Annotated in this window: 17 protein-coding genes and 1 pseudogene; 4 read left to right on the top strand and 14 right to left on the bottom strand. The window is 40.3% G+C overall.

All coding sequences use genetic code 11. The features are described from left to right. Positions 1–108: 108 nt before the first annotated feature. Together AC4HCY_RS06560 and AC4HCY_RS06555 are read left to right on the top strand one after the other, a co-directional pair. Positions 109–1,434, top strand: a complete 1,326-nt coding sequence (locus AC4HCY_RS06560; protein WP_491095632.1) for an aminotransferase class V-fold PLP-dependent enzyme — start codon at positions 109–111, stop codon at positions 1,432–1,434. A gap of 47 nt (positions 1,435–1,481) precedes the next feature. Then, positions 1,482–1,958: a DsrE/DsrF/DrsH-like family protein gene (locus AC4HCY_RS06555; RefSeq protein WP_491095631.1), complete on the top strand. Its 477-nt coding sequence runs from the start codon at positions 1,482–1,484 to the stop codon at positions 1,956–1,958. A 298-nt stretch (positions 1,959–2,256) separates the two neighbouring features. On the opposite strand, the gene AC4HCY_RS06550 is transcribed toward AC4HCY_RS06555, so the two are convergent. The 5 genes from AC4HCY_RS06550 to AC4HCY_RS06530 all read right to left on the bottom strand — a co-directional run bounded on the left by AC4HCY_RS06550 (position 2,257) and on the right by AC4HCY_RS06530 (position 9,074). Next, the gene (locus AC4HCY_RS06550; protein ID WP_323430753.1) at positions 2,257–3,213 is read right to left on the bottom strand and encodes an L-threonine 3-dehydrogenase; all 957 of its coding nucleotides are present in this window, start codon (positions 3,211–3,213) and stop codon (positions 2,257–2,259) included. Between the two features lie 242 nt (positions 3,214–3,455). Continuing rightward, positions 3,456–3,653, bottom strand: coding sequence for a helix-turn-helix domain-containing protein (locus AC4HCY_RS06545; protein WP_491095630.1), 198 nt, complete (start codon positions 3,651–3,653; stop codon positions 3,456–3,458). A 207-nt stretch (positions 3,654–3,860) separates the two neighbouring features. Beyond that, positions 3,861–5,831 carry an oxidoreductase gene (locus AC4HCY_RS06540; protein WP_491095629.1) on the bottom strand — a complete coding sequence of 657 codons (1,971 nt, stop codon included), beginning with the start codon at positions 5,829–5,831 and terminating at the stop codon, positions 3,861–3,863. Positions 5,832–5,861: 30 nt separating this feature from the next. Beyond that, positions 5,862–7,265, bottom strand: coding sequence for an APC family permease (locus AC4HCY_RS06535; protein ID WP_323430750.1), 1,404 nt, complete (start codon positions 7,263–7,265; stop codon positions 5,862–5,864). A 363-nt stretch (positions 7,266–7,628) separates the two neighbouring features. After that, positions 7,629–9,074: a sigma-54 interaction domain-containing protein gene (locus AC4HCY_RS06530; protein ID WP_323430749.1), complete on the bottom strand. Its 1,446-nt coding sequence runs from the start codon at positions 9,072–9,074 to the stop codon at positions 7,629–7,631. Between the two features lie 206 nt (positions 9,075–9,280). Between AC4HCY_RS06530 and AC4HCY_RS06525 the strand changes: the two genes are divergently transcribed. After that, positions 9,281–10,525, top strand: a complete 1,245-nt coding sequence (locus AC4HCY_RS06525; protein WP_323430748.1) for an MFS transporter — start codon at positions 9,281–9,283, stop codon at positions 10,523–10,525. 406 nt (positions 10,526–10,931) lie between these two features. Here the strand turns inward: AC4HCY_RS06525 and AC4HCY_RS06520 are convergent. The 5 genes and pseudogenes from AC4HCY_RS06520 to AC4HCY_RS06500 form a co-directional block, all read right to left on the bottom strand. After that, positions 10,932–11,606, bottom strand: a pseudogene (locus AC4HCY_RS06520) (NAD-dependent epimerase/dehydratase family protein); the annotation flags it as partial. 101 nt (positions 11,607–11,707) lie between these two features. Beyond that, positions 11,708–11,833, bottom strand: a complete 126-nt coding sequence (locus AC4HCY_RS06515) for a helix-turn-helix domain-containing protein (protein ID WP_491096088.1) — start codon at positions 11,831–11,833, stop codon at positions 11,708–11,710. Positions 11,834–11,885: 52 nt separating this feature from the next. Further along, the gene (locus AC4HCY_RS06510) at positions 11,886–12,239 is read right to left on the bottom strand and encodes a helix-turn-helix transcriptional regulator (protein ID WP_491095628.1); all 354 of its coding nucleotides are present in this window, start codon (positions 12,237–12,239) and stop codon (positions 11,886–11,888) included. Next, a complete protein-coding gene (gene hutH / locus AC4HCY_RS06505; RefSeq protein ID WP_323430745.1) occupies positions 12,220–13,749 on the bottom strand; it encodes a histidine ammonia-lyase in 1,530 nt (509 codons plus the stop codon). The genes AC4HCY_RS06510 and hutH overlap by 20 nt, the downstream gene beginning before the upstream one ends. 118 nt (positions 13,750–13,867) lie before the next feature. Then, entirely contained in the window at positions 13,868–15,949 is a 2,082-nt protein-coding gene (locus AC4HCY_RS06500) for a sigma-54 interaction domain-containing protein (RefSeq protein WP_323430744.1), read from the bottom strand. A 295-nt stretch (positions 15,950–16,244) separates the two neighbouring features. Between AC4HCY_RS06500 and AC4HCY_RS06495 the strand changes: the two genes are divergently transcribed. Then, positions 16,245–17,045: a M55 family metallopeptidase gene (locus AC4HCY_RS06495; protein WP_491095627.1), complete on the top strand. Its 801-nt coding sequence runs from the start codon at positions 16,245–16,247 to the stop codon at positions 17,043–17,045. Between the two features lie 91 nt (positions 17,046–17,136). Here AC4HCY_RS06495 and AC4HCY_RS06490 read toward each other — a convergent pair whose 3' ends face one another. From AC4HCY_RS06490 to AC4HCY_RS06475, 4 genes are all read right to left on the bottom strand, one after another. Further along, on the bottom strand, positions 17,137–18,000 hold the full coding sequence (locus AC4HCY_RS06490) for a DUF4438 domain-containing protein (protein ID WP_323430742.1): 864 nt from the start codon (positions 17,998–18,000) through the stop codon (positions 17,137–17,139). 53 nt (positions 18,001–18,053) lie between these two features. Next, entirely contained in the window at positions 18,054–19,064 is a 1,011-nt protein-coding gene (locus AC4HCY_RS06485) for a M42 family metallopeptidase (protein ID WP_491095626.1), read from the bottom strand. A gap of 20 nt (positions 19,065–19,084) precedes the next feature. Further along, a complete protein-coding gene (locus tag AC4HCY_RS06480) occupies positions 19,085–20,089 on the bottom strand; it encodes a M42 family metallopeptidase (RefSeq protein ID WP_323430740.1) in 1,005 nt (334 codons plus the stop codon). Positions 20,090–20,264: 175 nt separating this feature from the next. Next, positions 20,265–22,073: an ABC transporter substrate-binding protein gene (locus AC4HCY_RS06475; protein ID WP_491095625.1), complete on the bottom strand. Its 1,809-nt coding sequence runs from the start codon at positions 22,071–22,073 to the stop codon at positions 20,265–20,267. Positions 22,074–22,152 lie beyond the last annotated feature (79 nt).

Below are 22,152 nucleotides of genomic sequence, written 5' to 3'. Positions count from 1 at the left end.
CAATAGCTATTAATCATATCTTCTGGTTAACATTTCTTAATATTTGTAACCAAAGCACGGGATCTGAATAAAATGATTATGTATATATATTGCTTGAGGGTGATTTAGATGTTTGAAAATCGAGGAAGTCCGTTCAGAAAGCTGGTTGCCGGCGTAAATACTCAGGTGCCGATAAAAAATGGTGTCATGACTCCCTATATCAATTTTGATAATGCAGCTACCACCCCTCCCTTCATTTCTGTGGTGAACAGAATAGTTGATTTTTCACAATGGTACTCCTCAATACATAGAGGCACAGGCTATAAATCAAAAGCTTCCTCCGAGATATATGACAGTTCAAGAAATTCGGTTCTCGACTTTGTGGGAGGCTCCCCCGATAAGGATTGTGTTATCTATGTCAAAAACACTACCGAAGCCATAAACAAATTGTCTAATATGTATAAGGACATATACGGCGGAGGAGTCATATTATCAACCAGCATGGAGCACCATTCCAATGACCTGCCATGGAGGAATAAATTTCGTGTGGATTATATAGATATAAACAAAGCAGGAAGATTGAATATGGATGACCTGGAGAGAAAGTTGTCATACTATAGAAAGAATGTCCGCCTGGTAACAGTTACCGGAGCATCTAACGTGACAGGCTTTAAAAATCCCATTTACCATATCGCCCGGATGGCTCATAAATACGGGGCAAAAATCCTTGTAGACGGCGCTCAGTTAGTTCCCCACAGCTCCATAGATATGAAGCCCCATTGTTCTCCTGAGCATATCGATTATTTGGTTTTCTCAGCTCATAAGATGTATGCCCCTTTTGGTATAGGAGTTCTAATAGGGCCTAAGGAAACATTTGAAAAATGTCCTCCGGACTATAAGGGTGGAGGAACCGTAGATCTTGTTACTCATGATTATGTCAAATGGGCAAAGCTGCCGGACAAAGAAGAAGCGGGAACTCCCAATGTAATGGGAGTTGCAGCCTTGATGGAGTCTATAAATATATTGAGCTCCATCGGCATGGAGCATGTAGATGAATATGAAAGAAGGCTGACCGAATATGCAGTCAACAGCCTTTATAACATTCCTGATATTGACCTTTGCTGCACTGCTGAGAAAAGCCTGGATAAAGTATCTATCATACCCTTTAATATAAAAGGCTTGCATCATAGTCAAACGGCCCGCATCCTCTCTGATGAGGCAGGCATCGGGGTGAGAAGCGGATGCTTCTGTGCTCATCCCTATGTGCAGAGATTACTGAATGTGAGCCATAAGCAAATGGAAGAAAGAAAAAAGGGCAATTTAAAAAATTACCCCGGTTTTGTAAGGGTCAGCTTCGGCATGTATAACACTTTTGATGAGATCGATGTGCTGGCTCTGATGTTAAAAAATATTGTAAGCAACAAAGATAGGTATATTAAAGAATATCCTTTGTAATCATAGGTTAGAATAAACTAATGAAAAAGCTATAGGGAGGTATTATATTGCCTAAGAAACTTAATATCCTTATGTTCAGCGGAGAGTATGACAAGGCTTTAGCAGCATTGATATTGGCCAATACCGCAAGAGATATGGATGTAGATGTAACAATGTTTTTTGCTTTTTGGGGTCTTTGCCTATTGAGAAGCGATGAAAAGACTAATTCAGACGGCAAAAGCTTTTATGAAAAGCTTTTCTCCGTAATGACTCCAAAAGGGCCTGAAGAATTGCCCCTGTCAAAGATGAATTTCAGCGGTATCGGCAAGGCTATGATGCTGGAGATGATGGAGGATGGAGAAGCACCGAAGCTTATAGATTTTTTAAGCGGCGCCCGCAAAAATGGGGTAAAGTTTTACAGTTGCAAGCTTTCAATGGAGATTATGGGCATCGACAAGAATGAGCTGATACCTGAGGTAGAAGTTATGACTGCCCAACAGTATCTTGAGGATGGGCTGGGGGCAGATATGCAATTGTTTATATAGGTTGCGTTTTTCTTTGAACGAGACTTCATTCAGAGGGGGATTCAACCCCCACTGAATGTTAGTCGAGTCCATACAAGGTGAATTGCCCTGCAAGGGCAAGAGAAGGTGCCCTGGGGTACTGGACTTAGCCGCTCTTGGCACCCACCGCCTATAGAGGCGGGGGTCTTAGAGCGGGTTAGTTCAGTGATAAGCCCAAATAATCAGCTATATTGGCTTTGTCTGATATTACATCCCTCTCTTAAATAAACTTGCTCCACCTAATTCTATACTTTTCAGGTGGAGCAGTCAATCCGGCATACTATTTCAAGTTCAGCTTTTCTCTAAGCTTAGCCAGCATATCTACTGTCATCGAGTCCAAATCATATTCAGGCTTCCAGCTCCATTCTTCCCTGGCGGCGCTGTCATCCAGTGAATCAGGCCAGGAATCTGCAATAGCTTGCCTGGTCGGGTCCACATCATAGCTCATTTCAAATTCGGGTATATGCTTCTTGATCTCCTCAGCTATATGTTCGGGGGCAAAGCTCATAGATGCTATGTTAAAGGCATTTCTATGCTTCAGCTTTGAAGCATCAGCTTCCATAAGGGAAGCTATTGCGTGCAAAGCATCGGGCATATACATCATATCCATCAGTGTACCCTCTGCGATAAATGAGGCATACTTTTTTTTCTGCAATGCATCGTAATAAATATGGACTGCATAGTCGGTAGTGCCTCCACCCGGCAGTGTTTCATAGGATATCAAGCCCGGGAATCTCACGCCTCTGGTATCTACGCCGAATTTCTTATAGTAATAATCGCATAGAAGCTCTCCTGCTACCTTTGTAACGCCATACATGGTAGTTGGCCTTTGAAGGGTGTCTTGAGGAGTCCTTACCTTTGGTGTATCGGGGCCAAAAGCGGCTATGGAGCTGGGTGTAAATACCGAGCAACCTTTTTCTCTGGCTATTTCCAAAACGTTGAAAAGTCCGCCCATGTTTACATTCCATGCCATGGCCGGATTAGCCTCTCCTGTTGCTGAGAGCATTGCAGCTAAATGTATGATAGAATTTACACCATGTTTTGTTATTGCATCAACCATTTGTTGAGTGTTAAGCACATTCACGCTTTCAAAGGGTCCTCCCTCCAAAACCTTAGAGCCTTCGATTCTCCTTAGGTCTGAAGCGATTACATTTTCAGAGCCATAAATTTTTCTCAGATACATTGTCAGCTCAGAGCCTATCTGTCCCAATGCACCTGTAACCAGAATTTTTCTCATCCCGCACCTCCAAATATTTATAAGCTAAAAATTTATATATTTTTATTATCTTCGAGTCTTAATTTTATTATATATAAAAGAACTAAATCTATCATATTGATAAAAGTCTATTTTTTGAATATTTTGTTCAATTAGTCCGTGTATCGCTTACATTCTTCATATTTTGTAGTTTTTCGAAGGCTTGGGCATTAAAAAATCTCAGAGATAAATCTGAGATTTTTAAGCTTATTTTATCTATATTTCTACATGCTTTTACTCAAGTATCTGTATATGGTCGCTTCTGAAGCCTTCAGATGCTTGGCAACCTCTTGTACGGAGCCTTTTAGCAAAAATACTCCCTGACTTTCTAATTGCTTCACAATTTCCATTTTTTCTTCCGGTGACATTCTTTCAGGGGGTACATTTGAACTGATAACTGCCCTATTAATAATATTCATCATCTTTTGACCCGCTTCTCTAGCATAGCCTGGTTGACTTTATAACAGTTTATACAGCCCAGTCGATGTGTGGTTTACCTTTAAGAACGGGACGGAGATACGGAAATAATAGGCAAAAAAATACTCCTCGTCACTGGATTGAAATCAGTAATGGGGAGTATTTCTTTGCTATAGGGCTTATTGGACGTAAAAAACTTATGGTAGAATGCTTTATATCGTCACTGCAGCATCGTAGCCGGTGCGTATTGCTTCATAAATTCTTTTACACTCCTTACAATCACCTACTCGGACAAACTCACGAGCGGTAAAGCGCAGGGCTTCCGCTTCATCGCTTCGAGGCCGCAGCCCGGCTGCGATAACCACCGTATCAGCTTCAAAGAATACTTCTTTGCCATTAGCATCTACTGCAAATACGCCTTTATCGGTAATCTTGGTGCACTTTGTGTTAAGGCAGGATTTAACACCCAATTTCTCCATTTCCATCAGAGTAGCCCGCAGATGCAGGAACCATGCATCACGCGCCAGGGTGTCACTCATTTCCAGTATCGTCACGTCCCTGCCCTGCTCGCGGTAATGGATGCTCTCTTCGCATCCCACCAAGCCGCCGCCCACTACCACTACTTTTTGGCCGACTTCCTTACCTTTGCCAAAATCCCGGGCAGCCACGTACACACTGTCACCGTTGATGCCGGGAATATCCGGAATCAGTGCTTCGCCACCAATAGCAGCAATCAATGTGTCAGGAGCAATCTGCTCCACCAACTCCGGAGTGACAGTTGTATTCAGCAGCACCTTGATGCCAGCTTTTCCCACTTGAGTAGTGAGCGCATTCTTGTACTGCTTCATCAACTTTTTGAAAGAAATATCGTCGGCGGAATCTAGCATCCCCCCTAAACGCCCGCTTTTTTCACAGAGAATGACTTCATGTCCCCGCTGGGCAGCAGTAATAGCGGCCTGCATTCCGGCCGGACCTCCACCTGCCACCAAAACCTTTTGAGGATGCTCGGATTTTTTTGCCATAAAGCCCACTTCGTACTCGCGACCTGCCTCAGGATTCACCGTACAGCGGTGAACCCGCATGGCAAAAGGTACATGAGGTACAAAATCCATGCTCAGGCACATGTTGCACCGCAAGCAATTAATGACTTCGTCCTCTTCGCCCCGACGGATTTTGTTGACAAGGTCAAAATCCGTGATAGTACCTCTGGCAATATTTATAATATCTACCTTGCCGCTGGCTACCAACTCCTCCATATAAGCAGGATCATTACCTAGTGCGCCAACAGTAGCAACAGCAGTTTTGTGGACGTTTCGCTTTATCTGCTCCGCAAAAGTCACGTTAACGCCGTCTTTTAAGTACATGGATGGGAACATGCGGGTAGAAGTATCCGGAACATTAAACGATCCGGCAGACACATGGAATATGTCCACCATGCCATCCAGAATTTTGGCGTATTCAATCGATTCCTCTATAGTAACGCCGCCTTCATACAGGTCGGAACCGCTCATACGCCATTCAATGGGATAATTGAGACCGCAGTATTTACGTATCCGTTCAATTACCATGCGTGCAAAACGAGAGCGGTTTTCTACGCTGCCGCCGTATTTATCCTTTCTTTGGTTGGTGGCAGGAGCCATGAACTGGGAAAAAATCCAACCATGGCAGGCGTGGATGCAACAGATATCAATACCACAGAATTTTGCCATGTAGGCCGCTTTGCCAAAGCTTTCTACCGCTTCCTCAATCATGTCTTCATCCATTTCGGCGACCATTTCGCCGTAAATTCCCATATGGGCGCTAGGGCCCACCGGCCCTTTCTGGCAGTACTCCGGCCGAGCCCGACAACCGGCGTGAACCAACTCGATAGATGCCAATCCATCGTACTGGTGAATGGCATCGCTGCAATTAATCAGGGATGAAATCACTTCGATATCATCAAGAGCCAGCATACGTCCATGAGCCTTGGCTCGAACCCGATCAATAATCGCTTCACCCAGGCTAATCACTGCCAGGCCACCCTTGGCCTTGGTTTGGTAAAAAGCAATGTTCTGCGGGGTAAAGTAGCCATCCGGAGTCAGATCGCTCATTCCCTGAGGTGCAGACCAAATTCTGTTCTTTGCAATTCTATTTCCGATTGTAATAGGTTGGAACAAAGCCGGATACTTTAATATAGCAGTCATGTTACATCTTCCTTTCATACGGTTTTAATTTTATGCCTCTTCGTAACTAATTTCCATATTGACATTTCCATTCCGGTCACGCCAGAATGTGTAGGCCAAGGCAAACACCAGCGCTCCCAGGTTGCTGAGAATCATATGCCAGTTCATGTCGCCTACCATTACCAGCAATCCAATTTGCAGCAGACAGACGGTGCCACCCATAATACTAAGGCCCTTCAGCAAGCGATCTGATACATGAAATCGGGATTTTTCCCACAGATCCGGCACAACCTTTTTCACATTGGCAACAGAGAAGCAGATCATGGCAAAGCAAACGTTGGTCAGGATAATGGCCAGGTTTGCAATAGCATCCACATTTACGCCAAAAAAGATGGGCAGCAGGCATTCCAGATACAGTATGGTAAGGATGGTGACCGGTGCTTTATACCGCTTGCCGATTTTGGCCACAAAAGGCGGAAACCAGCCATCCACGGCCGCCTGTAAAATGGGCTTTGTGACCCAGCCTAAGGATGCGTTCAAGGTGGTTGTCAAGGCAAAAATTGCTCCGCCAACAATAAAGAAAACGTAAATGGGGCGGGGAAATATTTTGGCCGCTACCAGGGACAAGGGCTGACCGGCCACTTCCGCCACCGGCAATACTCCGGATGCCACAACTGCAATCAGAGAATAAAAAACAGCTATAATTACCGTCGCAAGAATTATAATAACCGGGATGTCCTTGGTGGGGTTTTTTGCCTCTGCCCCCAGGTGAACAATTACATTGGCTCCGCCTACCGCCCAGGTAAGCAGTGCGCCGGCAGCAAACAAACCTGTTAATCCACTGGGTAAAAAGTCCTCAGTAAAATAATTGGGACTTACCTGAGGAAGGCCAAATACGATAAATGCGGTCAGCCCCAGTGTCATGCAAACCATCATTGCATTTTGGAGTTTTGCCGCTCCCTGTATGCCAAACAGGTTTGCTACGTAGAAAATAGTCAGAACGGCAAAGGCGATTAACTTACCTATAATACTGACCAATTCCGGGTTAATGGTACTTCTTCCAATGAGGTCAAGCAGATATTGAGAAACGCTGATGGCATACATGGCCAATGCTGTCCATGAAATGATATGAACAATGACATAAAAGCCCGCTGCCTTTTTGTGCTGTAAAAAAGCCAGTTGTGTATAGAAGCCACCACGCAACCGAACTGTTCCGCTGACAAGCATCATGGGAATATCCATCATGATAGTGAATACCGCCGCAATCAGCATTGCCACACTTACCGACCGCCCGGTCATTCCAATTCCCACACCCACCAGCGCAAAAACACCGGAGCCAATGGTTTGCCCAATGGCAATGGATAGCAAGTCCTTTCGATCCAGTACCCGTTTGAGTTCCTTGGTCGATGTCATATGCCCGCCCGATGCATTTTTTTGCGTTGTTTGTTCTTCCATGTTAATTCCTCCTCACTTATAACTGAAATGATATGATGAAACATGTGGCCTGTCTGCGCATATCCTCCGACTGGTTGCACAGCAGCGGTCTTTTGCGCAGATATTCACTTTCTATCACAGAGCAAATTTTATGCCAACTTGCCCTTCTACAGATGTTTCTTATGAATAAACATCTGTAGAAGGGCAAGTTGGCATTTAATTAAAAAATATATGAGCATCGGGTAATCATCTTTTGCTTTTATGCCTTTATTTTTATATGTAGTAATACTCTAGGTGTCAGTTTTTTTTACAACTTAATTGTAGTATTCGTGTAAGCTAACCTATGCATTGACATAGCAGCATACGTCAGAATATTTAACACTGTTAAATATTCTGACATGAATCAATTGCGTATTTTTCTATCTTATAATAAAGCGCCGGTCTTGAAATCTGCAGGAATTGGGCGACTTTGGTCTTGTTACCATTGCAGAAGGCCAGGGCTTTTTCTATTGCTTCCTTTTCCGCACGCATACAGATTTGTTCCAGCGTGCTGCCGTCGTAATCTTCATAGGAAGCATCTCGTTGTAATATATCGGCCAGCTCCCGGAAATCCCGTTGGGAGAGAATATCGGACTTACATACCGTCATGGCACGTTCGATGATGTTACTTAACTCCCGTACATTTCCTGGCCAGCGGTATCGGTAGAAAAGCTGCATTGCCTCATCGGAAACCCCCTCCACATTCAAGTTCAGGGATTTGTTGAATCGGGCGATAAAATGCTGTACCATCTCGGGAATGTCCTCTTTCCGTTCCCGCAAGGGTGGAATGTCAAAATTAACCACATTCAGCCGATAATATAGGTCTTCTCTGAACTTGCCCTGATTCACCAGCTCCTTCAGGTTTTTATTGGTGGCCGCAATCACCCGCACATCTACAGGCACGATGCGGGAACCAATTTTGTCTATGGATTTTTCCTGCAACACCCGCAGCAGCTTGGGCTGTATATGATAAGGAAGCTGGTCTACCTCATCCAGAAATAAAGTGCTTTTGTGAGCCATCTCAAACTTTCCAGCCTTACCTCCTTTTTTAGCACCGGTGAATGCGCCGTCGGTATAGCCAAACATTTCTGATTCGAACAAACTTTCAGGTATTGCGGCACAGTTGACCTCCACCATATCCATCAGCGCCCGCCGGCTGATATCATGGATCGCATGGGCAATCAACTCCTTACCGCTGCCTGTCTCCCCTGTAATCAGTACGGTGGAATTGTAATTGGATATTGCGAAGATTTTTTCCTTAATGGCTTTCATGGCAGGTGATTTTCCAATAATGCCCGACATCTTGTACTTGATGATTTCCGGCTTGGACAACCGTTTTTTGATTTCCTCAATACTTTCAGTCAGGTCAATTTGTCCGCCGTCGGCCAGTTTTATGATTTCCAGCAAAAAGTTGCGGATCTGGTAATCATCGACAAAGAAATCGTATTCTAATGCGCCGATTCCTTGTTTTTCACCGTTTACCCGCTTGATACGGGATACAGTAGCTACTCCGGCTGTAAAGTAGTAAGTATTGGTTTCCCGTTGGCCGCTGTCTAGAAATGCGGGAATATGACAGGTGGGGTGAAGCTGCAAGACCGGCTGACCTGCAATTTGACTTTTCTTGTCTAGACCCATCCGTTTGTCCATCCGATCTAGAATCGATGGAGACATATATTTAATTTTTCCGGTTTCATTTGTAATAATGAGTCCGTCAATGTTATCCAGCACCAAGCGGCACTCTTCCAGTGTCATATCAAAATTATTGTATTTTAGGTTCGTTTGCCTTTTCATTGCTCATACTCCTTGCCCTGGTAACAATCACTCCTGTTATTAAAAACAGTATATATAAAAATTAGTTAAAATTCAAATATATATATGCAATATTTATATATAGTAATCGGCTGACACTTGTATTTATATGTTGGCATGAATATTGCTATTTTGTACCGTAGCTTCATTGTTAATGAGATAAAGTTAAGACAAGGTAGGGATGATAATTGAATGAGACGCAAGGTGTAAAAAAACCGTTCCATTTTGCGGGATGGTATATTGTTTTAATCAGTGCATTGGCCGGCTGCAGTATATCGTCTGCCTTTTCACAATTTTCCGCCACTGCGGTGGATTTGTCTTTGAAAAGCGGTCTGTCGGTTGCTCTTCTCCTGACCGCAGATACTGTAAAATCTGCCGCTATTGTAGCAGCTATGATGTGTGCTGGATCGATTTACAGACGGGTGAGGTTGCATCTGATTTTTGCATTGGCCTTTGTCTGTGCCATCGTTCCACAGCTATTTTTGCCGTCTGTTTCTTCTCCAGCAGCACTTATATTTCTTAAAATTCTGCAGGGATTGGGCGCTGTTGTTTTCCCAATTTTGATTATGATTTCGATGCAAGTAGTCCAACCATCGCAGTCAGGGTTTGCATCGGCTGTTTTTGTCGGACTATTTAACTGCGGCGGTGGAGCCGGCGGCATGATTGCGGGATTTTTAGGTCCCAAATTTGGCTGGGAATCCTCTTATTATGTTTTGGCTATGATTCAGGCTGCCATCGGCACTGTTTGGCTTATTACTGTAAAAACAAATGACTTTCGGCACACTTCCTCTTCAAGCGCCTCTCGAAGGTCTTCCTTCCGGTTGCTTCTGTCTCCACAGGTTTGGTTGTTGATTCTAGCCTTTCTTTCCACCACCTATGTATTGCAGGCAGTAACGGTTGGTATACCGCTTTTTAGCATGTGGATAGGGTATGGCGATTGGGAAACCGCCCAAATTTCATCTGCCGCACTGATGGGTACCTTGATTTCCTGTCTAGTGTCGGGCAAAATTTCGGATATGATTGCCCTGCGATCGCAGAACAGAGCAAAAGCACGTTTGACAGTGTTGATGCTAGGTTCCCTGTTGATTGCTTTAGCTTCCTGCCTTTTTATTTTTTTAGATTTGTCGTCGTTCCCAATTTTTTATCTGTGTGTGCTTCTGATTTGCTTCGCCTCATCATGGGGACTTGGTACCTTTTATGCTATCCTACCGGAGTTATATAATAACAGTGATTTGCCTCTGGTCACAGGGTTTGCAGGAGGGGTTGGAGATATAGGAATGCCGCTAGCGCAGTTCATTGTCGTCGTTATGTTTGGCACTCGGGGGCTTTGGGAATGGGGATGGGGTACCTGTGCCCTGACTGCTGCCATTAGCATCAGCGCCTGCATAGTTTTATTGCTGAAGCATGTATCACATAACAGCATAAATAGTTGAAGCTTCCGTTTGGTTATGAAGATAGAATGGAGGAAGTGCTGTGGAAGTTACCGTGGTGCTTAGCGTGCTAAACGCAAAGTATGTATATGCATTGCCTCCACCCTGGTACCTGGTGACAGGTGTCAAGGCATATGCACCCGAATTATACTGCCACGCATATCTGACTTCGTTTATGTACTATTCTATAAAAATAACCGGGCAATCCCGGCTTCTAAATTTCCACACCCCTTTTAAGTTTGCACACCCCTACGCACAGCACTGATCCTATATGGAAATGTTGATACCGGATGGTGCATCTTACCCTGAACCGACTGCATAATCAGCTTATCCATATTTGTCTTTAACATTATAACATCCCTCGTATAATGCCCCACCTCATTTTATACGTTTGAGATGGGGCATTACATTATATGATTACTTTTATATTCTTTTCTTTGAGCTTAGCCAGCATATCCGCTGTCATTGAGGCTAAGTCATATTTAGGAGCCCAGCCCCATTCCTGCCTTGCTGCGTGTCATCCAATAAGTCCAGTCAAGAATCCGCAATTGCTTGCCTTACCGGATCAACATCATAGCTTATTTCAAACTCAGGGTATATGCTTCTCTATCTCTGCAGCTATATGCTCTGGTGCGAAGCTCATAGCTGTAATATTGAATGCATTCCTATGCTTCAGCTTTGAAGCATCTGCTTCTATTAAAGCAGATATGGCATTTAGAGCATCAGGCATATACATCATATCCATCAAAGTACCTTCTGCAATATATGAAACATACTTTTTGCTCTTCAATGCATCGTAATAAATGTGTACTGCATAGTCAGTGGTTCCTCCACCCGGCAGTATCTCATAGAATATCAGTCCCGGGAAGCGTACGCCTTTGGTGTCCACATCAAATTTTTTATGATAGTAATCGCATAAAAGCTCCCCCGCTACTTTTGTAACACCATACATAGTTGTAGGCCTTTGCAAAGTGTCCTGAGGAGTTTTTTGTCTTTGGTGTATCGGACCAAATCCAGCAATCGAGCTGGGCGTAAATACTGAGCAGCCTTTTTCCCTTGCAATTTCCAAAACATTGAAGAGTCCGCCCACCGCTTGCATTCTCCATATTTTGTAGTTTTGCAATTCCCATTTTTAATTTTATTTACCCCACTTTTTATTAATATTTTATATATTCTGTTATTTTACTATATTGTTTTGTTTAAATACCTGTATATCGTCGTTTCTGATGTCTTGAGATGCTTTGCAACCTCTTGTACGGGTCCCTTTAGTAAAAATACACCCTGACTTTCCAGCTGCTTCACGATTTCCATCTTTTCTTCGGGCGACATTCTCTCAGGTGCTGCATTTGAACTGATAATGGCTTTATGTCAAATAATTATCGTAGCTTATCATATCAGTTAAATTATTATTGATGCACAGCATGCCAATGAGCTCTTGGTTCTCATCCTTAATAAAAAAGGTTGAAGATGCTAAAAGCTTGCCGTCCTTTGTTCGTCCGCTGTTAACAACATAGTCGTTTTTCATATAATACTTTTCATTCATAAGCTTTAATGCCAAATCTGTCATTGGTCCGCCGATTTTTCTCCCACTGATATGTCCATTTCTTATAGCAATTATGGATGAGTTGGGGTTTTGGATATCGTGCAGCACTATTTCATAATTATTTCCACATATGCTGTAATACCCACTGATATTGCTAAAAAGACATCTCCCCAACTGAATACTCTGCTGTTTTGATTATCTCACCGTTTATTATGAGGCTTTCACACTTGTTTATGTCCTCATATAAGGGTCTGTCTACTTTCAGCATCGGTACTGATTTTCTTATGGTGTCATATACAGGTGATGTTCCTTTACCAAGACCTTTGCTCCCTCTTAAGTCTATTGCCTGACATGCGCACATTATTTCCATGGCTATTACTCTTCTCGCATTTTCCATTATGCTTCTTGCTTTTCTTGCTGCTATGGTCCCCATAGATACATGGTCTTCCTGGTTTGCTGATGACGGTATGCTGTCTACACTTGCAGGATGTGCAAGTACTTTGTTTTCCGATACCAAGGATGCTGCTGAGTATTGTACTATCATAAATCCTGAGTTTAGTCCCCCATGTTTGACCAAAAATGCAGGCAGTCCGCTTAAAGCCGGATTTACCAGTCTTTCAAGACGTCTTTCGGATATATCTGCAAGCTCTGATAGTGCTATTCCTAAAAAGTCAAAGCTTAATGCCATTGGCTGTCCGTGAAAGTTTCCCCCTGATATTCCTTCCAATGTTTCGGGGAATATTATTGGATTGTCTGTTACTGAATTCATTTCTATTTCTACTTTTTCCTTTACATAGTTTATTGCATCCTTGCTTGCCCCATGAACTTGTGGTGAGCATCTTAGCGAGTAAGCATCCTGTACTCTTATTTCTCCTTGTTTTGTTGTATTTTTGCTTCCTTCCAGCAGTTGCAGCAATATCCTTGCAGTGTCTGATTGTCCCTTATGGGGACGTACGTCATGCACTCTATTATCAAGAGCATTAGTTACCCCATTGTGTGCTTCGAAGCTCAGCGCCGCTGCTATGTCTGAAGCCTTTGCAAGGTTTATGGCATCATATAGAGCAAGGGCTCCCACCGATGTCATTACCTGGGTGCCGTTTATCAATGCAAGCCCTTCCTTTGAGGTCAGCTCTATTACAGGTATCCCTGCCCTTTTCATGGCTTCCCCGCCGGGTAATATTTCTCCCTTGTATTCTGCCTCTCCCAGCCCTATCATAGGCAGAACCATATGAGCTAACGGAGCCAGATCTCCGCTAGCACCTAATGAGCCCTTTTCAGGTATTACCGGGTGAACCTTTTTGTTAAGCATGGATATCATCGTTTGTATAGTTTCTAATTTTGCTCCTGAATACCCTTTCGCTAGATTATTAATTCTTAATAGGATTATTCCTCTTACTATTTCTGTCTCAAATGGCTTTCCTGCTCCTACTGCATGTGTAATTATCAGATTCCTTTGCAAAAGCTTTGATTCTTCCTTAGTTATTGTTACATCGCTGAACTTTCCGAAGCCTGTAGTTATACCGTATACTACTGTTTCATTGTCTACAAAATAATCTACAACTTTTCTTGATTTTAATATTTTATCCTTTGCCACATCTGATAATTCTACCTGCTCATACATTCTGCATACTCTTATAACTTCTTCTAATGTCAACGTGTTCCCAGTAATTATTATTTTACTCATTTAAGAACCTCCATTAATTATTAAAATTAGCATTAATGTTATATTTTATTTATATAAATGCAAAATCCATGCCAACTTCATAGATAGTTTTTGGAAAACTTTATGATAAAAAGATGTGTTATTGAATATGATCATCATCTGCTTCATTATTTCTAATAGCATTAAGAGCCTTTAACCCGAAATCTGTTATTTCCGTACCTGCCCTGCCTCTAGATATCTCCACCATTTTGTATAGCTTTAAATCCGAAATTATATTTCTTATTTCCTGTTCAGTTAAATAGATATTTTTCTCCACAGCGATTTTTGATATACTTCTTCTGCCAAGGCGGCATTTGTTTATAAAGCTTTTTTCTAATTCCTCCATTATAAACAAATGTTTTGAATCATTTCCCCAAATACTCCTTCTAAAGCTTTCCAATAAACGCTTTTCAGACTCGGTCATGAATGCAACAACTGTATGTTCAGGCAGGAATGAGCTTATATCATTTGAGTCTATTCTTCCTTGTCCTATATACATTAAGCGTTCCACAAAATTTCCCAATTCTCTTACATTTCCTTCCCAATCATATTGTTGGATTCTGGCTAAAGCCTCATCTGTCAATTCAAAATCCGCATTCATTTGTTTTTTTAAATACTGAATAAGCAAATGAATATCTTCCCTTCTGTGTCGCAAAGGAGGTATATTTAACGGTAAAACATTCAATCTATAATATAAATCCTTCCTAAACTTTTTTTCCTTAACAAGTTCTTTCAAATCATTATTTGTTGCTGCTATAATTCTTACATCAACACTTATTACACTATCTCCCCCAATTCTAACTACCTCTTTCTCCTGCAGAACTCTCAAAAGCTTAGACTGGAGATTTAAAGCCAGCTCATTTATTTCATCCAGAAATAAAGTCCCTTGGTGAGCCAGCTCAAAATAGCCTAATTTGCCACCCTTTTTGGCACCGGTAAATGCTCCTTCCTCATATCCAAACAATTCACTCTCAAGTAAGTTTTCTGGAATGGCTCCGCAATTTACTGCTATAAATTGATAGTCCTTCCTTTTAGAATTGTTATGTATTGCTTGAGCAAATAGTTCTTTACCCGTTCCACTTTCGCCGTATATTAATATGGAGGAATCTGAAAGAGCCATTTTTTTTGCTGTTTCTTTAGCATAATTTATAGCAGAACTTTGTCCAATAATATCGCAGAAATTATATTTTGCTATATGCCCTTTAGCAAGTATCTGCTTTCTAAGATTGTGCTGCTGCTTTTCGGTATCTGTAAACTCCTTTATTAAAACTATAAAGCTTTTAATGCTGTCCAAATTGATAATAGGATAAATTGATAAAACTAGATAATTTCCTTTATGCTTAATCACTTTTCCTTTAATGGTTTTTTTTGTTTCCCACACTTCTTTAAATGATAAATCGTTAATAATTTCTTCAGCATATTTCCCTATAGCATTTTCCTTCATAGTTCCTATAATTTTCTCCGCCGCATCATTTAAAAAGCATATTGCTCCATTAGAATTTAACCCAATTATTCCTTCATCCAGTATTTGAAGCATCAGATCCAGTTGTTTCTCAAGCACATTTGTTTTCCCAAGAAGACTTTCTATGCCATAACTGTTTTCAACCAAGCCCTCAAAATAATTCTGGAAGGCATATGTTTGCAGCAAATAATCCAAACCTAGCTTTATTGCAATATCTACTATAGTTTTTACAGATAATACTCTATGCCCTAAATCAATTATTTTGCTGATATTCTTAGGTACAAGTTTTGCTTCCCCAGGTGTAACCGCTATATTTATATCCGGGAAATCTTCTTTTCCTGGGTAATAAGGTACAAAATCTATATGAGTAACACCATACTGATAGATTAATGCGATAGTGTCTATCGCCATTTCAGCATTCGTATTAACCAATAATGCCTTTGTATTTTCCGGTATATTCATAATCTTTTCCAGTGCATGTTTTTTCAAAGTGATATCTGCTATTAAAATATCACTGCAATTGCTGACTTGTCTTTTTACTGCTTCATATATTGAATGAGTAGATACCAAAACAATGTCCGCATTAATATTGGAAATGCTCTTATCTTCAACAGAGTAAAGCTCAATATCAACATTGTCTTTAAATAAAGCCTTTAGTTGATCGCGGTAATAACATGTGCTTTTCCGGTCATATGCTGCAATGGCAATTCTCTTATTCATATTAAAACCTCTTTTGACTTTAATGTTTTATTATTTTTAGTATGACTTGAGTTGCTGGAATGAAATCATATGATTATAATTATTATACATGCTTAAGAATTTCTATGCAAATATACTTATCTTGCTTCAAAGGGTAAAAGGGGTTCTTATACAAACAGCTTTTATCAGAGTTTTAATATTGGCATGAAATTAGCATGTAAATATGTTTATTATAGAAAAAAGGCGGTGCCTGTAAATATGATAGTATAATACTGTAAAATCTGCTTATACAAAATAAAAATTAGGAGGTATCGCAATGAAAGTATTCATAAGTGCAGATATAGAAGGCGTTACAGGTTTAACTGTTTGGGAAGATGCAAGAGCCAATGGCTCCTTATATCCTGAGCTTGTTCAACAAATGGGAAAAGAAGTTGCAGCAGCATGCCGAGGAGCTAAAAATGCAGGAGCTAAAGAAGTAATAGTAAAAGATTCACATGGAAGCGGGCGAAATATTGATCAAAACTGTCTTCCTAAATACGCCAAATTGATCAGAGGTTGGACTGGAAGTCCTTTGGCAATGGTAGGAGGCCTTGATAATACCTTTGATGCTCTATTATTTATTGGCTATCATGATGCAGCCGGCTCCCCCGGCAACCCCACAGCCCACACCATGAATTCATCCAAAATATCATATCTAAAATTTAACGGAAAATTGGCTGGTGAATTCCATATACACTCCTATGCAGCAGCATATTTGGGAGTACCAACTGTTTTTATCAGCGGAGATGAAGAAGTTTGCAAAAAAGCTAAGGAAATAAGTAAAAACATCGTAACTGTTGCAACTAAAAAGGGATTAGGAAGTTCAACTATCAGTATAAATCCTATTCTAGCAGAAGAACAAATAGAAGAAAAGGCAGCAGCAGCACTGAATAGAGATCTTAAAGGTTATACAATAATCCTACCGGAATACTTCGATGTAGAATTAGCTTATAAACAACATTTTGATGCCTATAGAAATTCTTTTTATCCCGGTGCACAGCAAATATCAGCAAATACAATAAAGTTTAAATCAAATGATTATTATGAAGTTTTAAGATTTTTATCATTTGTAATATAAAAATCTTAATTTAAAATAATTCAAGAAAACCATCCGATTTATCGGTGGTTTTCTTGTTCTATATATTTTTCTTTCTAAAAAGTACTTTTAATTATAAAAAATCTAAGTAATGACCAATATTAGCTTTTTCATTGATTAAGCTTTTTATTTTTGAGGTCTTTGAGCTCATGATTACAGTGACGCCCGGACCGTGGCCGGACTGTATGCAGTCACTGTGCACCACAACTCCTATAGACACCGCTCCGTTTAAGTACTGACGTCCATTGGTGTTGTCACAATCCCTCAAAAGGACTAAGTCCCCAAATCTCAGCTTGTCGATTCCAAACTTTTTATTTGCTTCCTTATCCCCGGTCATTATATCATAGTCGCCCATAAAGGCTGTTGAGCTTCCTATGCCCGAACCCATAAGGTACGCAGGTATCTCTGTGACAACAGGAACCTCTAAAACACCCTTATCATTTTTTACTATTCCTATTTTTTCAAACAAAGCCGGATCTATGTTCATACAAATTACATCTTCAAAGCCTTCAATTTGAAGACCCTGTCCAAAGGCCTTTACTAATATCACGTCATTTATGGCCATTTTCTCCATATCCTCATCCTTGAAATGTATCAGAACATGATCAATACCACCATGCATACCTGTAACATAGCCCTTTCCGCCCTTCCCTTCTCCGGTAATAATTCTGGCTTCATTGCCTATGCACGACAGCATCATGAGAGCATTATTTTCCTCGGGGCTCTCACTTTTTATGCTGACTCCAGGCTCCACATGATCTCCAACCCAGTTCATGCATGAATCTCCTACCTTAACATTATAGCTGATGCCACCTGTAGCCGGAAGAATTTTCCCCTGACCTTCACTACTTATTCTATAGGGATTTTTTACTATAGGACTATGAACTTTTCCTTGAACCGACTGCATTACCAATCTGTCTTTATTTATTTTTATCAATTCTGATCCTCCTCAGCGATTGTATTTTTTGTTTGCTTATTATATGGCTGGCCTCAATTATTGTATTCCTCTAAAAAAGCGCACAGAAGCTTCAATGTTTCATCTATATCTCTCTTACTGATCATTTCATTGGGGGAGTGTATATATCTGGTAGGTATGTTTATACATGTGCTTGCCGCTCCCGATCCTGTTTGCTGCATTGATGCCGCATCTGTGCCCGCGTTAAGCAGTATATCAACCTGATATTTTATATTATTTTTTTTGGCTATATTTATAATGGCCTCATTTAGGTTTTTATCAGAAATTATCTTTCCGTCTTTAATCCTTACCGAAGGTCCTGATCCCAGCTTAACAGGCAGGTCTTTGCTATATCCTTTTTCAATGGGATAGTCACCTGTAGATACAACATCAACAGCGATGCCAATATCTGGAGCTATATTGAATGCAGCAATCTTTCCTCCTCTGCAGCCTACCTCTTCTTGTACTGTAAAGGCATAGTAAACGTCAAGCTCCGTTTTAATGTTCTGCTTGAGCATTTCTATTAGAAGATAGCAGCCTATCCTATCATCAAAGTTGCGTCCTATAACAAACTTTTCATTCTCATAAAAATCCGACTTTAGTATACATACATCTCCTATGTCAATCTTTTTCTCTGTATCTTCTTTGCATGTAGTTCCTATATCTATGAATAAATCCTCAAATGTTAAATTGCCATGATTCTCAAGGCTTCTGTTCCAATGTATAACTCCCTCAGTTCCATTGGCAAAAGCAGCCCTTCCTCCCGCTAAGCTTATAGGATTATTCCAGCCCAAGGAGCATATTTTTATATAGCCCTTATCATCTATAGAGGTTACCATCATTCCTATCTCATCCATGTGTGCTGCAAGCATTACCTTTTTACCTTTACCTTTTTTATGAACTATGAGATTGCCTAACGTATCTACATATGCTTCATCAGCAAAAGCTTTAGTTTCTTCTTTTATTAGCTCCCTTACTATTTCTTCACTTCCCGATGGAGATATACAGTTAACTAATTTTTCTAACAGCTTATAATCTATGTTCATTTTTACCTCCAAATATGAAACTATATGTTCATTTTTAATATAACACACAGTAGTTTTAGTGCCTCTTTTATATCTTCCTTATATATCATTCCATTGGCGGTATGTATATATCTCATAGGCATGTTTAAGCTTGTACTAACTGCTCCGCCTCCAGATTGCTGCATACCGGAAGCATCTGTGCCTGCCCTTGCCAAAACATCTATCTGATATCTAATGTTTTCCTTTTTTGAAGCTTCAATAATAGCTTTGTTTAATGCTTTATTTGCTATAAAGCTTCCGTCTTTTACTCTCACAGAAAGCCCTCCGCCAAATTTAACAGGCAAGTCCTTATATGCTCCGTTTATTGATGGAACATCTCCAGTAGGAACTACATCTACCGCTATTCCTATATCCGGCTTAATGCTGAAAGCCGCAGTTTTTCCTCCGATGCAGCCTACTTCTTCTTGTACTGTAAATACATAGTATAAATCATGTTTTGTATCTATGCTCTTCTTTATAACCTCTATAAGAAGATAGCATCCTATCCTGTCATCTATTGATCTCCCTATTATGCAACTGTCGCTTTCATAATAGTTGGATTTTAATACGCATATATCACCTATTTTAATTTTGCTTTCTGTTTCTTCTTTTGATTCCGTACCTATATCTATGTATAAATTTTCAAAGCTTAGATCCCCATGGTTTTCCATTGCGTTCCAACGCAGTGCTCCTTCTATACCATTGGCAAATACAACCCTGTGATCTGCTACACTGATTGGATTATTGCCGCCAAGACTGCACACTTTAATATAGCCTTTGTCATCTATAGAGGTCACCATCATTCCTATTTCATCCATGTGAGCCGCAAGCATTACCTTTTTGCCTTTGCCTTTTTTGTGTACTATAAGGTTGCCTAAGGGATCCGTATAAATCTCATCGGCAAAGTCTTTTACCTCTTTTTCTATTAAAGACCTTATACTTTCTTCACTCCCTGAAGGGGATACGCATTCGATTAAGCTTTTTAACAATCCGTAGTTTTTGTCCATTTTTAGCCTCCAACCAATTCTTTCATTTTCTGCATGATAAATATATATCTGCATATCCATCTATATAGCAACAGTGCAGAAGCTATTTATAAAATTACTATCTGCACTATTGCAATTAAGGTTTATCTCTATATGAACTCATAGTTAGAAAATATCTAAAGCTAAATCCAGGTTACTATTTCTTACTTTCAAAGTATGCGTTCAAATATTCCTTTGCCTTTGCAAGATCTGCTTTATGTTCCAACCCAGTATCCATTACAGGTGTTAATGTTGAAAATGCCTTTTTAACCTGATTATTAAATACAGCAACAAACTCGTCTTGGTTTACAGAATACAGTATGGCTTTTCTTATGTTTTCATCACTGCATATACTGCTGGGGTTCATGTTGCAATCCATGTGATGAACGCTGTTTGAAGGTATCTGTATAAGCTGAAGCTTTGCTTCATTTTTTATTATATCATAGTGCTGAACCTCAAGTCTTTTTACAAAATGTACTTCTCCGCTTCTAAGCGCTGATATCGAACTATCTACATCCTTTATGATCTTACTTGAAATTTTAGCGACTTTAGGTTCAGATTCAGTGCCTCTCATATAGTTAGGATTCTTTTCAAAGAATATTTCATAGTCATTTTTATAAATGGGAATATAAGGTCCGCTGCAGTACAGATGATTATTATAAGTATCTCCTTCAACTATAACGCTTTGGTCTCCGTATGCTATATCCTTGGTCCTGTCATAAGTAGCTATGTCATAGGTGTTAATTTTTTCTATCTGCTCTTTGCATACTATGCCCGCTGATGGATGAGCCAGAGTATTAAGTATCTGGGGGAAAGGTGTTTTGGTGGTCACTTTTATTATCTGATAATTACCCTTGGCATTGTTAACATCTTTTTTGTTTTCTATAATTTTACTAATAGGTGTTTTTAATCCCTTTTCAAGCTCTTCTCTTATAGATTTGCTGCTTCCCGTTAATTTTACATTATCAAGCTCCGAAGTATCCGTCAATATTTCAGCGCTCTTTAAGGAGGCATGTACGCTATATGTTCTATGTTCTGGAACCGAATCCTTATTCATAGCTCTGTTTAAAGAGTATACTACATCCTCTCCTCCTACCATAACTCCGGAATCTACTGCATGCTTGTTTTCTACTTTAGTAAAATTAATGTCGTCTCTCAATATGAAATAAACTTCTGAATTTCCCTCAGCTATTGCATAATTGTATGATAATGTACCCACAGTTGTAGGTATATTTTCATCATCCAGATTCATCAACCTTACAAACATATTGGCATTATTCATAACCGTTGCTCCATCATTAGCTTTTATAGGATCTAAAGATGTAATAGTGTCAAATATGTCGGTTATTACCAGTACTGCGGTATCTCTTTTAGATTCATCTACAAAGTCAAATTGCTCCCATGCCGCTTCACGGCCCTTTTTAATTCTCACAGGCTTCATAACTTCCTTGTTGTATGCCCATGATTTGATCGTATTATACAAGGGAATAACATATGCATTTTCATTTACTAATTTCTCCTCAAACTCCCTATACACATCTATAGCCTTATCGCTGGTTAAGGTTGCGGCTTTGTCAATTAAACTATCTATTTCAGGATCGTTTATTCCTGTTCTGTTGCTTGAACCATCGCTTCTGAATAGAGCTCTAACTGCATAGTCTCCATTTCCTATAGTAGTTGTCCAATCTCCAATCAAAAGGTCAAAATTATTAGCTTCTGCCTGAGCGGCATAACTGCTGTAATCAGGCTGAAGATTTAGCTTTACCCTAAATCCGCTTTTTGTAAGCTGGTCTCTGACTACATTTACTGCGGTTTCATTCTTAGCTATAGAAAGTATTGTTACTTCCGGTGCTTCTCCTGCAGCAGCTCCTTCAGCTTGCTCTTGATTTTGCTGCTTGCATCCCGTCAGCATTGCAAGTACAAGCAATGCACATAGTAATAATGATACTGTTTTTCTTAATTTCATTTTTCTCCCTCCGCCTTTAATATATTGAATTCCTTTTGAATAAAATCTATTGTATTTAGTTGTACCACCTCCGTAAATA

The sequence above is a fragment of the Lutispora sp. QWL-02 genome (assembly GCF_058315355.1).
Note: the sequence above shows the minus strand (reverse complement) of the source record. Positions and strands in the feature narration are given on the sequence as shown.